The sequence below is a fragment of the Kribbella sp. NPDC005582 genome (genome assembly GCF_040605415.1).
In the GTDB taxonomy this organism is placed as follows: Bacteria; Actinomycetota; Actinomycetes; order Propionibacteriales; family Kribbellaceae; genus Kribbella.
The window spans coordinates 145472-159228 of record NZ_JBEXCU010000006.1 but is presented as its reverse complement, the minus strand read 5'-3'; the positions used below and the strand labels follow the sequence as shown (position 1 = coordinate 159228).

Annotated in this window: 17 protein-coding genes; 3 read left to right on the top strand and 14 right to left on the bottom strand. The window is 69.2% G+C overall.

All coding sequences use genetic code 11. From position 1 onward, the window contains the following. Window positions 1–131: 131 nt before the first annotated feature. On the top strand, window positions 132–929 hold the full coding sequence (locus tag ABZS29_RS30080) for an aminoglycoside phosphotransferase family protein (RefSeq protein ID WP_355466913.1): 798 nt from the start codon (window positions 132–134) through the stop codon (window positions 927–929). Here ABZS29_RS30080 and ABZS29_RS30075 read toward each other — a convergent pair. The 13 genes from ABZS29_RS30075 to hisI all read right to left on the bottom strand — a co-directional run bounded on the left by ABZS29_RS30075 (window position 896) and on the right by hisI (window position 11319). Further along, the gene (locus tag ABZS29_RS30075; protein WP_355466912.1) at window positions 896–1663 is read right to left on the bottom strand and encodes a hypothetical protein; all 768 of its coding nucleotides are present in this window, start codon (window positions 1661–1663) and stop codon (window positions 896–898) included. The genes ABZS29_RS30080 and ABZS29_RS30075 overlap by 34 nt on opposite strands. 9 nt (window positions 1664–1672) lie before the next feature. Then, the gene (locus ABZS29_RS30070) at window positions 1673–2398 is read right to left on the bottom strand and encodes a VIT1/CCC1 transporter family protein (protein ID WP_355466910.1); all 726 of its coding nucleotides are present in this window, start codon (window positions 2396–2398) and stop codon (window positions 1673–1675) included. Next, window positions 2391–3440: a prolipoprotein diacylglyceryl transferase gene (lgt, locus tag ABZS29_RS30065; protein ID WP_355466908.1), complete on the bottom strand. Its 1050-nt coding sequence runs from the start codon at window positions 3438–3440 to the stop codon at window positions 2391–2393. The genes ABZS29_RS30070 and lgt overlap by 8 nt, the downstream gene beginning before the upstream one ends. A gap of 83 nt (window positions 3441–3523) precedes the next feature. Next, complete coding sequence (locus ABZS29_RS30060) at window positions 3524–4225, bottom strand: thioredoxin domain-containing protein (protein WP_355466907.1); 702 nt, start codon at window positions 4223–4225, stop codon at window positions 3524–3526. Then, window positions 4222–4701, bottom strand: coding sequence for a MauE/DoxX family redox-associated membrane protein (locus ABZS29_RS30055; RefSeq protein WP_355466905.1), 480 nt, complete (start codon window positions 4699–4701; stop codon window positions 4222–4224). The genes ABZS29_RS30060 and ABZS29_RS30055 overlap by 4 nt, the downstream gene beginning before the upstream one ends. Next, entirely contained in the window at window positions 4698–5357 is a 660-nt protein-coding gene (locus ABZS29_RS30050; RefSeq protein WP_355466903.1) for an SCO family protein, read from the bottom strand. Before ABZS29_RS30050 ends, ABZS29_RS30055 begins: the two co-directional genes overlap by 4 nt. Before the next feature lie 7 nt (window positions 5358–5364). Next, window positions 5365–6192 carry a tryptophan synthase subunit alpha gene (gene trpA, locus ABZS29_RS30045; protein WP_355466901.1) on the bottom strand — a complete coding sequence of 276 codons (828 nt, stop codon included), beginning with the start codon at window positions 6190–6192 and terminating at the stop codon, window positions 5365–5367. Then, complete coding sequence (gene trpB, locus ABZS29_RS30040; protein ID WP_355466899.1) at window positions 6189–7397, bottom strand: tryptophan synthase subunit beta; 1209 nt, start codon at window positions 7395–7397, stop codon at window positions 6189–6191. The genes trpA and trpB overlap by 4 nt, the downstream gene beginning before the upstream one ends. Window positions 7398–7639: 242 nt before the next feature. After that, window positions 7640–8446 (bottom strand): indole-3-glycerol phosphate synthase TrpC, encoded by an 807-nt coding sequence (trpC, locus tag ABZS29_RS30035; RefSeq protein ID WP_355466897.1) that lies wholly within the window; start codon window positions 8444–8446, stop codon window positions 7640–7642. A gap of 14 nt (window positions 8447–8460) precedes the next feature. After that, window positions 8461–8727, bottom strand: a complete 267-nt coding sequence (locus ABZS29_RS30030; protein WP_355466895.1) for an HGxxPAAW family protein — start codon at window positions 8725–8727, stop codon at window positions 8461–8463. A gap of 56 nt (window positions 8728–8783) precedes the next feature. Then, window positions 8784–9338: a Trp biosynthesis-associated membrane protein gene (locus ABZS29_RS30025; protein ID WP_355466893.1), complete on the bottom strand. Its 555-nt coding sequence runs from the start codon at window positions 9336–9338 to the stop codon at window positions 8784–8786. Window positions 9339–9502: 164 nt separating this feature from the next. Beyond that, window positions 9503–10993: an anthranilate synthase component I gene (locus ABZS29_RS30020; protein ID WP_355466891.1), complete on the bottom strand. Its 1491-nt coding sequence runs from the start codon at window positions 10991–10993 to the stop codon at window positions 9503–9505. Next, window positions 10990–11319, bottom strand: coding sequence for a phosphoribosyl-AMP cyclohydrolase (hisI, locus tag ABZS29_RS30015; protein WP_355466889.1), 330 nt, complete (start codon window positions 11317–11319; stop codon window positions 10990–10992). The genes ABZS29_RS30020 and hisI overlap by 4 nt, the downstream gene beginning before the upstream one ends. 72 nt (window positions 11320–11391) lie before the next feature. On the opposite strand from hisI, the gene ABZS29_RS30010 reads away from it, so the two are divergent. Then, a complete protein-coding gene (locus tag ABZS29_RS30010; protein ID WP_355466888.1) occupies window positions 11392–12420 on the top strand; it encodes a dipeptidase in 1029 nt (342 codons plus the stop codon). On the opposite strand, the gene ABZS29_RS30005 is transcribed toward ABZS29_RS30010, so the two are convergent. Then, window positions 12417–13283, bottom strand: coding sequence for a GNAT family N-acetyltransferase (locus tag ABZS29_RS30005; protein ID WP_355466886.1), 867 nt, complete (start codon window positions 13281–13283; stop codon window positions 12417–12419). The genes ABZS29_RS30010 and ABZS29_RS30005 overlap by 4 nt on opposite strands. 103 nt (window positions 13284–13386) lie before the next feature. Between ABZS29_RS30005 and ABZS29_RS30000 the strand changes: the two genes are divergently transcribed. Continuing rightward, window positions 13387–13689, top strand: coding sequence for a Fe-S cluster assembly protein HesB (locus ABZS29_RS30000; protein ID WP_355466884.1), 303 nt, complete (start codon window positions 13387–13389; stop codon window positions 13687–13689). Window positions 13690–13757 lie beyond the last annotated feature (68 nt).

Here is a 13757-nt window from a genome sequence, read left to right as displayed (position 1 = left end):
TACCTCATGACGCCCGACAGGTGGACAGACATTCCACCGTCAGCACGCCGTTCACACTTCACAGTCACAGCACGTAAGCAAGCGCTCACTCCTTCTCTACCCATGGTGACACCGTCGGGTTAAATCTGGGGGTGAGACGACTCGAATCCGGCACAGGTCAGTCCAACGGCGGGGTGTGGGTGACAGCCGAGGGACACGTGATGAAGCGCCTTGTCCCCGGCGTGACGGATGTGCGGCATCACGCGTACTGGGAGCGGCAGGCCCTCGTTGCTGAGTCCGGCATCGTCGCGCAGACACCGGGGCTGCGGTCGCCGCGCTATCTCGACGTACGGCGGGGTGCGGACGGGATCACGATGGTGTCGGAGTATGTCGAGCCGGTGCCGGTGGACGCTGCTCGGCTGGCGGAGGCGCTGGGGCGCTTTGCGCGGGCGGGGGTGGAGGAACCGGCGTGGGGTGCGCGCGATGTGCTGCGAGACCGGATGGCAACCGTCGAGGCGCGGGGTGGGTGGAAGGTGCTGTGGGGGCACGTGTCCGCGTCGCTGCGGGAGACGTTGCAAGAGTTGTGGGTGCGGCGGGCGGCGGTGTTGGCGGCGCTCGACGAGCTGCCGCGGGTGCCGACGCACGGCGATGCTCATCCGGGCAATCTGCTCGGCTGGGACGGGGAGAATGTTGTCGCACTCGACTGGGAACAGTTCGGGCTCGGCCCGGCCGGGTTCGACCTTGGGTATCTGGTGGTCGCGCTGCCGGATCAGGCGGAGAGCTTGCTGGCGGTCGACTCCGTCGTACGGCGTGGGGCGGTGCTGACTGCGGTGCTGACGGCTGCTTCTCGGGCTGCATGGGCGCTCGGACAGCCCGAGCGCGGTGATCACCTGGAGCGGCTCGAGGCGCTCGCGGACTACATCGAGGAGGCTTCGAGCCAGGCGCTGTAGAAGGCTTGGTAGCTGGGGTAGCGGGTGGTTACGGCTTCGTGGAGTACGGCGTACTGGGCGTCCGTGCCGCGGAAGGCGGGGCGGTCGAGGGCACCGTCGGCGAGGAGGACCAGGCCGGCGCGGGCCATCACGTACGCCGTGGTGCGGTCGTCGATGTCGGCGCCGAGCTCGAACTGTTCGGGGGCCATGAAGCGGCTGGAGCCGAACATGCGGCCCATGTCGTTGCGGTAGGCACCGGGTCGGTAGTCGTCGAGGTCCACGACGGTCAGCTGCCAGGTGGCGAAGTCGTAGAGCAGCGAACCGTCGTAGAAGTCGCCTTCGACCCAGCCTGCGGAGCTCAGGACGTCGTGGAGGTCGTAGAGCTGGTTCAGCGCCTCGGTGATCTCGTCCGCGGACAGGGCCTGGAAGCGTGCGAGCTGAGTGCGGAGGTGCTCGCCCTCGCGCCAGTCGAAGACGAGCGCCGGTCCCCACGGTGTCTCGATCAGCCCGTGGTACGCCGGGAGGACGTCGTGCTCGACCTCCGCCGCCAACCGGCCGGCGCGGCGAATCGCCTCCTGCCGGGCGGGCGCCGGGGTCTTCTCAGGGTCGCCGGCGGTTTTGACGAAGTACCGCCGGCCGTCGACCGAGACGCCGTACGAGATGTTGCCGGAGTCCTGCGTGTCGAAGACGGCGAAGATCTCGCCGACGCTCTTCAGGTAGTCGGCAGGCAGCTCGTCGATCTTCGCGGGGAACACGCGCCGACGCTAGCCGATGCCTGGGCCGACGAGGGAACCGACGAAGTACGTGAGCGCGGCGGCCGCGCCGCCGAGGATCAGCTGGCGGAGGCCCGAGTACCACCAGGAGCGGCTGGTGACGCGGGAGACGACCGCGCCGGCGGCGAAGAGGGCGGTCAGGCTCATGATCAACGCCGGTACGACGGTGGTCGCACCGAGGAGATACGGCAGCAGCGGGATGAACGCTCCGACCGCGAAGCAGACGAACGACGATCCGGCCGCGAGCAACGGGTTCGGGAGGTCGTTCGGGTCGATGCCGAGCTCTTCGCGGACGTGTTCGTCGAGCGCCTGCTCGGGGTTGGCGTGGAACTGCTTCGCGACCTTCTCGGCCAGATCGGGGTCGAGTCCCTTGGCCCGGTACGTCTCGGCGAGCTCGATCTCCTCGTCGATCGGGTGCCGGGCGATCTCCTGGCGCTCGACCTCGATCTCCGCGCGGGCGAGCTCACGCTGCGAGGCGACCGAGGTGTACTCCCCCGCCGCCATCGAGAACGCACCCGCGGCCAGACCCGCGAGCCCGGCGAGCACGATGAACTTCGAGCCGGACTCGGTACCGCCGTCCATCCCGGCGATCAGCGCGAAGTTCGACACCAGGCCGTCCATCGCGCCGAACACCGCCGGCCGCAGCCAGCCGCCGTTCACATCCCGGTGTTTGTGATCTCCGTGATGCTCCGCCGATACCTGCGCTCCGTCAGTCACGAGCCCCGTCACTCGGTACGGCGGGAGTCGTCTCGGCGCTCGTGCGTTCGCCACTGGGTGCGGGCAGGTCGCTTGCCGGGTCGGCGTTCTCGACCACGACAGCTTCTTCAGCCTTGGCGGGTTCGTCGGCAATCGCCGTACCGGCGTCCTCCGGCTTCGGTTCGGTGGCCTCGTCCTCGGACGGCTGCCCGGCGGCCGGGCCGGTGGAGATGTCCTGTTCACCCGGGCGGGTGCGGTAGCTGACGATGAAGGCAGCCACGGCGAGAACGAAGAGGATGATCGCCGTCCAGACGTTCAGGCGCAGGCCGAGGAAGTGGTTCACCGTGTCGATGCGCATGTTCTCGATCCAGGCGCGGCCGGCGCAGTAGGCGGCGACGTAGAGGAAGAACGCGCGGCCATGGCCGAGGGTGACCCGGCGGCCGACGAGGATGATCAGCGCCATCACGCCGAGGTTCCAGACGGCTTCGTAGAGGAACGTCGGGTGGAAGGTGGCGAAGTCGGCGAAGCCTTCGGGGCGGTGCGCCGGGTCGATCTCGAGGCCCCAGGGCCGGGTGGTCGGCTTGCCGAAGAGTTCCTGGTTGAAGTAGTTGCCGAACCGGCCGAAGACCTGGGCGAGCGCGATCCCGGGCGCGATCGCGTCGGCGAAGGCCGCGAACGGCACCTTGGCGCGGCGGCAGGCCAGGTAGGCGCCGAGGGCGCCGAAGCCGACCGCGCCCCAGATGCCGAGACCGCCGTGCCAGATCTTCAGCGCGTCGATCGGGTGCCGGCCCTCGCCGAAGTACAGCTCGGCGTCGGTGATGACGTGGTAGATCCGCGCGCCGACCAGACCGAACGGGATCGCCCAGAACATGACGTCGGACAGCACCGTCGGCGATCCGCCGCGGGCGACCCACCGCCGACGGGTCAGCCAGTAGCCGGCGAAGATCCCGGCCAGGATGCAGAGCGCGTACGCGCGGATCGGCAGGCCGAGGACATGCCAGACACCCTGGCTGGGACTGGGAATGAACGCCGGCACGATCACGGCGGGGATCAGACTAGACATGGCATCGGGAACGCTACTCGACCGCCCCGGGAACCGGCCAGGAACCCAGGGTCACGATGGGGACTCGGTGGGTTAGACACGGGTCAGCCCGCTGCCTTCACCGCGTCGTCGACCGCCTTCTGCAGCCCGTCCGGCGTCAGGTCCTTCGTCTCCAGCTGCTTGCCGTTGACGAAGACCGTCGGCGTACCGGTCACGCCACGGGCATCCGCAGCCTTGCCGACCGACTGGACCCAGCCACCGTAGGTGTTGTTCTGGATCGCCTGCTGGAACTTCGCGTCCCCGACCCCGAGCTGCTTGCCGAGCTCGATCAGCTGGTCGCTGGTCCACGACTTGCTGAAGTCGCCGTACATCTCGTCGGCGTACGTCAGCGCCTTGCCGTTGGCCGCCGCCGCGGCGAACGCGTTCGCCAGCCGCGGGGACGCGTCCGGGTTCACGAAGGCCAGCGGCCAGTACGTGAGCGTCGCCGTACCGTCCTGGACGAGCTTGTCAACCGTTGCCCCGGTCATCTCCTCGAACTCCGCGCAGTGCGGGCAGCGGAAGTCCAGGTACAGGTCGATCTGCGCCTTCGCGCCGGCCTTGCCGACCGTGACGCCCTTGCCGTCCTGGCCGGGTCCGGTGATGACGGCCGGCTCGACGCGGGGCTGGTCACCGGCGTCGACCTTGGAGTGCCCGCGCAGGTACTGGAAGCCGACACCGGCCGCGAGGGCCAGCACCAGCACGATCACCACGACGATGCCGGGCGGGACCCGCTTCTTCTGCTCCAGCAGCGGATTGGTGTTGCTCACGGTGCGGTGACTCCTGTCGTGGTGTTCGGATCGGTTTCGAGGGCGAACCTGCTCGCGGGCCGGACGCACAGCCAGATCGCCAGCAGCAGCAGGCCCGCATCGCGGAGGATCTCCTCCAGGTACTTCGTCTGGCCGGGATCGACTCGTCCGCCGCCGCCGAAGCAGCCGCAGTCGATGGCCAGGCCGCGGGCCCAGGCAGAGGCCACGGCGGCGATGAACACGACCATGAAAACACCTGCGGCGGCCGCGGTGTGCCGGACACCGAAACCGAGGATCAACAGCAATCCGATCGCGATCTCCAGGAACGGCAGCCCCCAGCCGACCGGATCGGCGAGCCCGGGCGGCAGGATCTCGTAGGCGCGCACCGCCTGCGCCGCGGTCTCCGGATCGGAGACCTTGAGCCCACCGGCGACCAGCATCACGCCACCGAGCACCAGCCGCGCCGCCAATGAGACCCAAGGCCACCAAGGCTTCACTGGTTGGCCTCCACCAGCTTCCCGAAGTCGTGCGCCATGTCGCCGATGGCGGCGTTCGACATCCAGAGCACGGTGGCCTTGTCGTCCTTGCCGAAGCCGAGCACCTGCGCGCCGTGGCCGACCTCGTAGCCACCCGAGGGCAGCTTCTTCATCCCTTCGACCGGTACGCCGACGGCCTGCGCGACGTTCTTGATCGACGGCAACGTACCGGTCAGGCCGACGAACGACGGGTCGAAGCGGTCCAGGTATTTCCGCATCGCCGGGCCGGTGTCGCGTGCCGGGTCGGTGGTGATGAACAGCACCTGCACCTGCTTGCGCACCGAGTCGTCGAGCTTGGTCAGCGCCGAGGCGATGTCGGCCATCACCGTCGGGCACACGTCCGGGCAGTTCGTGTACCCGAAGAAGATCAGCGTGACCGGCTTCTTGGTCGACGTGACCAGGTTGAACGCATTCCCGCCCGTGTCGGTCAAGGTGGCCGCGGGCAACTTGTACGGCTGGTCGAGCGTCGCTCCCCGCATCCCGTTCGGGTCCTGGCTGGTGCGGATGATCGCACCACCGGGGTTGTCGGGTTTCTCTTCCTTGCCGCCACTGCAGCCCGCGAGGGCGAGCAGGCCCACCACGGCCAGCAGCAGGCCTGCGTTCCTGGTTCGACTCACAGCAGGCTCAACGTCCGGCCGCCGTCGTCGGTTCCCGGCGGACGCCCTCGGCCAGGCTCTCCGTGAGCGATCGCACACCGGCCGGACCTTCACCGTCGAGCAGCCGCTTCACGAACGCCGACCCGACGATGACCGCGTCGGTGAACGCACCGATCGCCGCCGCCTGCTCCGCGTTCGAGACGCCGATCCCGACGCCGACCGGCAACTCGGTGGTGGCCTTGGTCCGGGCCACCAGCGGTTCGGCCAGATCCGACGCGGCCGACCGGATGCCGGTGACACCCATCACCGCGGTCGCGTAGACGAATCCGCGGCACGCGGCCGTGGTCAGCCGGATCCGCTCGTCGGTCGACGACGGCGAGACCAGGAACACCTTGTCCAGCTCGTTCTTGTCCGCGGCCGCGATCCACTCCGCGGCCTCCTCCGGGATCAGGTCGGGCGTGATCAGCCCTGCTCCCCCGGCCGCGGCGAAATCGGTGGCCCAGCGATCGACGCCGTACCGCTCGATGGGGTTCCAGTACGTCATCACCAGCACTGGTACGTCGGAGTACGCCGCGATCTCCTCGACCGTGCGAAGCAAGTCCTTGACGCGGAATCCGCCGGCCAGCGCAGCCTCGGCGGCGCGCTGGATCGCGGGACCGTCCATCACCGGATCGCTGTACGGCAAGCCGATCTCGAGCACGTCGACGCCACCGTCGACCAGCGCCTTGATCGCGTCCACGCCACCGGCGTACGTCGGGTAGCCGGCCGGCAGGTAGCCGACCAGACCCGCGCGACCGGCTTCGTTGGCCTTCCGGATCGCGGTCCCAGCCTTGCCCAGGGCAACCATTTCGCTCATGCCTGGTCTCCGGATTCGATCAGCCCGAACCACGTGCTCGCGGTGTCCATGTCCTTGTCGCCGCGACCGGACAGGTTCACCAGGATGGTGGCGTCCGGGCCCAGCTCCTTGGCGATCTCCAGCGCACCGGCGACGGCGTGCGCCGACTCGATCGCGGGGATGATGCCCTCGGTCTTGGCCAGCAGCTTGAAGGCTTCCATCGCGTCGGCATCGCTCACCGGCCGGTACGTCGCCCGCTTCGTCTCCGCGAGCCACGAGTGCTCGGGGCCGACTCCGGGGTAGTCCAGCCCGGCCGAGATCGAGTGCGACTCGATGGTCTGACCGTCCTCGTCCTGCAGCAGGTACGACCGCGCCCCATGCAGTACGCCGATCTGCCCGGCCGAGATCGTGGCCGCGTGCCGACCGGTCTCGAAGCCGTCGCCGCCCGGCTCGATGCCGTACAGCTTCACGTCGGCATCGGGGATGAACGCGGCGAACAGACCGATCGCGTTCGAGCCACCGCCGACCGCGGCGACCGCGGCGTCGGGCAGCTTGCCCAGCAGCTCGAGCGACTGGGCCCGCGCCTCGTCACCGATACCGCGGACGAAGTCGCGCACCATCGCCGGGAACGGGTGCGCGCCGGCCGCCGTACCGAGCAGGTAGTGGGTCTTGTCGACGCTGGCGACCCAGTCGCGCAGCGCCTCGTTGATCGCGTCCTTGAGCGTGCGGCTGCCGCTCGTCACCGGGATCACCTCGGCGCCGAGCAGCTTCATCCGGGCCACGTTCAGCGCCTGGCGCTGGGTGTCGACCTCGCCCATGTAGACCACGCACTCGAGATCCAGGTAGGCGCACGCTGTCGCGGTCGCGACGCCGTGCTGACCGGCGCCGGTCTCGGCGATCACCCGCGGCTTGCCCATCCGCTTGGTCAGCAACGCCTGGCCGAGCGCGTTGCGGACCTTGTGCGCGCCGGTGTGGTTCAGGTCCTCGCGCTTGAGCAGGATGCGCGCCCCGGCGACCTCGGACAGCCGGGTCGCGTCGTACAGCAGGCTCGGGACGCCGGCCCACTCGCGCAGCATCCGGTCGAACTCACCGGTGAACTCCGGGTCGGCCATGGCACCGCGCCAGGCCTGCGTGAGCTCGTCGAGCGGCGCGATCAGCGCCTCCGGCATGAACCTGCCGCCGAAACGGCCGAAGTGCCCGAGCTGGTCGGGCAGCACAGTACTCATCCGACAAACCTTCCAAACCCAGGCCCACGGCCCGGGGAGAGTTACTGCCCCAGGCCGTTTGGACCGGCAGGGGAGGTCAGTGCTTCAGGTGTGGCGTAGGTCGAGCGATAGCGGTGTCCAGGTGCGTGCATCGTGGTGCTTGAGGAGTGCCCTCGATGCGGAGCATCTCGGGTGCTTCTCAAGTGCCGCGAGGTGCGTGCCTGGGCGCCGGTAGCGCCGACCTACGTCACACCTGAAGCACTCTAGTGCCGCTGCTGGATGGCGGGGTGCGATCCGGCGGCGACGAGGTCGGCGACCGAGGCCCGAGGATCGCGGCCGGTCACCAGAGTTTCACCGACGAGGACGACATCGGCCCCGGCGCGCGCGAACTCGATTACATCATGCGGACCCCGGACGCCGGACTCCGCCACCCGGACCAGTTCGGTCGGGATGGTCGGGGCGACCCGGGCGAAGGTGTCCCGGTCGACCTCGAGGGTCTTCAGGTTGCGGTTGTTCACGCCGATCAGCTGGGCGCCGGCGTCCACCGCACGCCGCGTCTCCTCCTCGTCGTGAACCTCGACCAGCGGGCAGAGCCCGATCGAGTGCGCCCGCTCGATCAGCGAGACCAGCGCCTCCTGCTCCAGGGCCGCCACGATCAGCAGCGCCATGTCGGCGCCGGCCGCCCGGGCTTCCCAGAGCTGGTACGAGGAGACGATGAAGTCCTTGCACAGCACCGGTACGTCGACCCGGCCGCGGACCGCACGCAGGTCGTCCAGGCTGCCGTTGAACCGGCGCTTCTCGGTCAGCACCGAGATCGCCGCGGCGCCGCCCAGCTCGTACTCCCCCGACAGCGCGGCCGGGTCGGTGATCTCGGCCAGCTCGCCCTTGGAGGGGCTGGACCGCTTCACCTCGGCGATCACCGCGATCCCGTCGCCGCGGAACACCGGCATCGGGTCCTTGGCGTCGGGCTTGCGCTGCGCCTCCAGCTTGAGGTCGTCCAGGCTGACTAGAGCCTGGCGCTCCGCGAGGTCCTCGCGAACCCCGGCGAGAATGTCGTCAAGCACAGTCATGGTCTGTCCGCCCTTCAGTGGTCGTCGGCGGGGACGCCGAAGCCCAGCAGTTGGAGCACCTTGCCGGCCAGTGCGCCCAGCACGACGATCCCGACCGAGATCCAGAACAGCAGCCAGTTCGGGCCGAGCACCATCGCGATGGCACCGACGGTGAACCCCACCAGGATGATCGCGACCGCGGTCCAGGCCGCGGTGCTGTTGCCGTGCGCGTCGTGATGTGCCACGGCATGGGCCTCGTTGCCCGCCCGGGTCACCGCTTGATCGGCAGTCGTATTGTCCATGGTTGCCGCCACTCCTCGTCGTCGTCCTGTCCTATTGTGGCGGTTGCCCGCCGCGATCAGAGAGTCGGGTCCTCTCCCGCGTCGATCGCCTTCCACTGATCGGCCCCGTGATCCGGGGCCTTGCTCGTTGCGGTCACGGCCGGTTCACGCTCATACCGATCGGTAGGCCGCTTCCAGCGCTGTGCGGTGAAGACTGCGAGCAGCCCGGCGAGCAGTAGCGCCACTCCCCCGGCCAGCGCGAGCCACGGCGCCGGACCGGTGCTCACCACGACGTTGTCGGTGACCACCTGGCTCAGCTCGGGCCGCTGCCTGCTCAGCTCGGCTGTGCCCGGCCGCACCTGCAGTGCCACGCCGATCGCCGCCGCACCCAGCAACGCGATCAGAATGCCGAGGACGCGACGAAGCGCCGTACCGGCGAGCTTGGTGACCACGATCGCCACCAGCCCGGCCAGAGCCAGCGTCACCGGCGCTCTGGTGATGCTGTAACCGTTGAAGTCGACCACAGACCGCCCCTTGCCCGGATCGGCCGTGACCCAGGTCAGATAGGCCGACAGAGCCAGCAGCGCCAAGGCGCCGAGGGTGAGCAGGTCTGCTAGTCGCTGTGGGCGCATCAGGGCATGTCTCCCATCTCCGCGCCGTAGCGAGCAGGTGCTCGGTGCGGTGCATCGGTGCGCGGGGGCGGAGGGTTCGATGCGGAGCATCTAGCCCTTTGCACCCGTGCGGCGAGGTGCCGTGCCGAGTGCCGCGCAGTAGGCGGGGGGATGGGAGACATGCCCTAAACCTCGTTGAACGTTCCTGCGACGGCGATCGCGTTCAGTACGGCGGCTGCCTTGGTGCGGCACTCGGCGTCTTCGGCGACCGGGTCGGAGTCGGCGACGATGCCTGCTCCGGCCTGCACGTACGCCGTTGAGCCGCGTAGGACCGCTGTCCGGATGGCGATCGCGGTGTCGGCGTCACCGGCGAAGTCGAGGTAACCGACGACACCGCCGTACACCCCGCGGCGGGTGACCTCGAGCTTGTCGATGATCTCCATCGCGCGCGGCTTCGGGGCGCCCGACAAGGTGCCGGCCGGGAAGGCCGCGGTGAGGGCGTCGAAGGCGGTCTTGCCGGCCGCCAGCTGACCGGTGACGGTCGACTCGAGGTGCATGACGTGGCTGTAGCGGCGCACGTCCATGAAGTCGATCACCTCGACGGTGCCGGGCGCGCAGACCTTGCCGACGTCGTTGCGGCCGAGGTCGACCAGCATCAGGTGCTCGGCGCGCTCCTTGGCGTCGGCGCGCAGCTCCTCCTCGAGGGCGTGGTCCTCCTCCGGCGTCGCGCCGCGGCGGCGGGTGCCGGCGATCGGGTGCAGGATCACCTTGTTGTCGGTGACCTTCACCAGCGCTTCGGGGCTGGAGCCGACGATGTCGAAGCCGTCCAGGCGCACCAGGTACATGTAGGGGCTCGGGTTCGAGCGGCGGAGCACACGGTAGATGTCCAGCGCGGACGCGGTGGTCTGCAGCTCGAAGCGCTGGGACACGACGATCTGGAACGCCTCGCCGGCCCGGATCTCCTCCTTGGCCGTCTCGACGGCCTCCCGGTACGCCGCGCTCGACCGCTGCCGGTGCGGGTCCGGCTGCGCGTCGCGGTCCGCACGGACGACGTACGACGGGGTGGGCCGCGCGAGGTCGGCCTCCATCGCGTCCAGCCGGCGAACGGCATCGGCATACGCCTCGTCGACCCGCTCGTCGGTGTCGTCCCAGTTGATCGCGTTGGCGATCAGCCAGATCTCACCGGTCTCGTGGTCGAGGGCGGCCAGGTCGGTCGCGAACAGGAACGTCAGCTCGGGCAGGCCGAGGTCGTCGGTCGTTGTGTCCGGCAACCTCTCCAGCCGGCGGACCGCGTCGTACCCGAGGAAGCCGACCATGCCACCGGTGAGCGGGGGCAGGTCCGGCAGCCGAGGGGTGTGCAGGATCTCGACGGTCTCGCGCAGCGCCTTCAGCGGGTCACCGGTCTGCGGCAGGCCGACCGGCGGGTTGCCGGTCCACACCGCCTGGCCGTCGCGCTCGGTCAGTGTCGCGGCCGAGCGGACGCCGATGAACGAGTACCGCGACCAGACGCCGCCGTTCTCCGCGGACTCGAGCAGGAAGGTGCCTTCGCGCTCCGCGGCGAGCTTGCCGTAGACCCCGATCGGCGTCTCGGCGTCGGCGAGCAGCCGACGCGTCACCGGGATCACCCGGCGGTCCTTGGCGTAGTCGCGGAAGGTCTCCAGGGTCGGGGTGTTCATCGCTGCACCTCGATCGTTCCGTGCTCGAAGCAGCTCCGGGTGCCGGTGTGACAGGCCGGGCCCTCCTGGTCGACCAGGACCAGCAAGGTGTCCGCGTCGCAGTCGACGAGGATCTCCTTGACGTGCTGGCGGTGACCGCTGGTCTCGCCCTTCACCCAGAACTCCTGGCGGCTGCGCGACCAGAACGTGCTCCGGCCCGTGGCCGCGGTCCGGCGGACCGCCTCGGCGTTCATCCAGCCGACCATCAGGACCTCACGCGTGTCGTACTGCTGGACCACCGCCGGGATCAGCCCGGCCGCATCGAAGGTCAGCTCGTCGATACTCACTCACCTATTGTCACCGATGCCACGGACACTTCTGACCAGCAGGGCTGGGGATGGACCTGACAGGATGACCGCATGACTTCTCCGCACCTGGTGATCGACGGGCACAACGATCTGCCGATCGCGTTCTACGAGCTGTGCGAGTACGACCTGGACGCGCATGACCTGAGCGGGTCGGTGCCGCAGTTGCACACCGATCTGCCGCGGCTGCGGGCGGGGAACGTCGGTGGGCAGTTCTGGTCGCTGTGGGTGCCGCAGGACGAGCACGCCGTACGGCGGACGTTCGAGCAGCTCGACTTCGTGCATCAGCTCGTGGCGCGTTTCCCGGACGCGCTGCAGCTGGCGACGACGGCCGATGACGTGGAGGCGGCGATCAAGGCCGGCAAGGTCGCATCACTCATGGGGATGGAGGGCGGCCACTCGATCGGCGAGTCGCTCGGTGTCCTGCGGACCATGCGCACGCTGGGTGTTCGCTACATGACGCTCACGCACAACAACAACGTCAGCTGGGCGGACTCGGCGACCGACGAGCCGGTGCTGGGCGGGCTGAACGACTTCGGCGAGCAGGTGGTTCGGGAGATGAACCGGATCGGCATGCTGGTCGACCTGTCGCATGTCTCGGCCGACACGATGCGCCACGCGCTCCGGGTGACCAGTGCGCCGGTGATCTTCAGCCACTCGTCCGCTCGCGCGGTCTGCGACGTACCGCGGAACGCACCTGACGACGTACTGGAGACCCTGGCCGGCAACGAGGGCGTGTGCATGGTCACGTTCGTGCCGTACTTCGTCTCTCAGCAGTACGTCGACTGGACGGCGGCCGTGCAGGAGAACGCGGACTACGACGAGCCGAAGCCGGCAGTCACCATGGCCGATGTGGTCGAGCACCTGGAGCACGTCCGCGAGGTGGCGGGTATCGACCACATCGGTCTCGGCGGCGACTACGACGGCGTACCGGAGACACCCGTTGATCTGCCGGATGTCTCGTCGTACCCGCGGTTGTTCGAGGCGCTGGCCGAGCGCAAGTGGAGCGACGAGGACCTCGACAAGCTTGCCGGGGGCAACATTCTGCGCGTGCTACGCGCCGCCGACGACGTCGCTGTCTAGGCTGGGCGGCGGGCGTCGCGTAGGTCAGCGCCGCGGACGAAGCCGGCCGCCTCGTAGGTCGCGACAGCGCCGACGTTGAAGGCGGGTGTGCAGGTGTAGGCGCTCGACGCGCCCATCTCCTGCAGCGCCCGCGCGGCGGCCACGGTGATCGCCTCGCCGTAGCCCCGGCCGCGGTGCATGCGGTGCACACCCATCGGCTCCAGGTAGCCCGGCTTGCCTTCACCTGCGGACCACACCGTCACGGCTGCCACGGACTCGCCGAGCTCGTTGCGACCGACGAGGCAGCGCGCATCGGCGTACGGGATGCCGTCCGCCATGGCGAACCAACGCGCATTGGTGAACGTCGACCCGTCAAACGACTCCCGCTGCACGGTCACGCGCTCATGCGCCTCTTCGGCACCAATCACATCCACCCGCAGCGCCGGTGCCGGCACTGGCTCGCTCAGGTCCCGCCGCAATGGCACCCACGGGTCGTCGAGTTGCCAACCGGCCTTCACCAGCAGGTCCTTCACCACAGCCCCAGGCGGCGCCTCGACGTACACCTGTCCCTCGACCAGTACGCCGCGCGCCGGGTCGGCGACATCGGCAGCCATCTGCTCGGCCAGCTCAGCGTCGTGCAACGCAACCGGATCAAACGCGATCCGCACCAGATCCGCCTCGTCCAGCAACCCCAGCGCCACGATCTCGCCGTCCCGCCGCCACGTCCGGACCGCCGCCGCGGTCTGCTCCGCCCCGAACCGCCAGTACCACCCGATGTCCCCCGGGTGCAGCTGATGCGGAGTCTCCTCCCCCTGCCACTCCCGCAGCGCGGCCACCACCTCGCCCAGACCGTCAACCGTCGGTGTAGCCAGCTCCCATGCCATCCCCCAATCCCACACCATCCGCGCCGGCGCTCAAAGTCGGGGTTTGCGATACAGGCGAAGGGGCACGGGGCGGGTTCAGTGTTATCTAGAGGTTGGAGCTGTTGTGCTTACCCTGACTGAGAACGCGACTCTGGTGATCAAGAGCATCACGGGGGTCGAGGGCGCGCCGGAAGGTGCCGGTGTGCGGATCTCGCAGGAGAACCCGGCGGATCCGGCGCTGGCGGTGACCACGACGGAGGCGCCGCAGCCCGGCGACCAGGTGGTCGAGGACGCCGGGGCGCGGGTCTTCCTGGAAGAGAACGCGGCGAACGCGCTGGACGACAAGATCCTCGATGCCGCCGTGGACGACAAGGGCGGTGTGGAGTTCCTGCTGGTGCCGCAGGCAGGTACCGCTGCGACTCCCTGATGACCGGGTACGACGGGGCACCAACCTGACTGTGGTGCCGCGGAGTACCTGATCCGGACGCGGCCAGT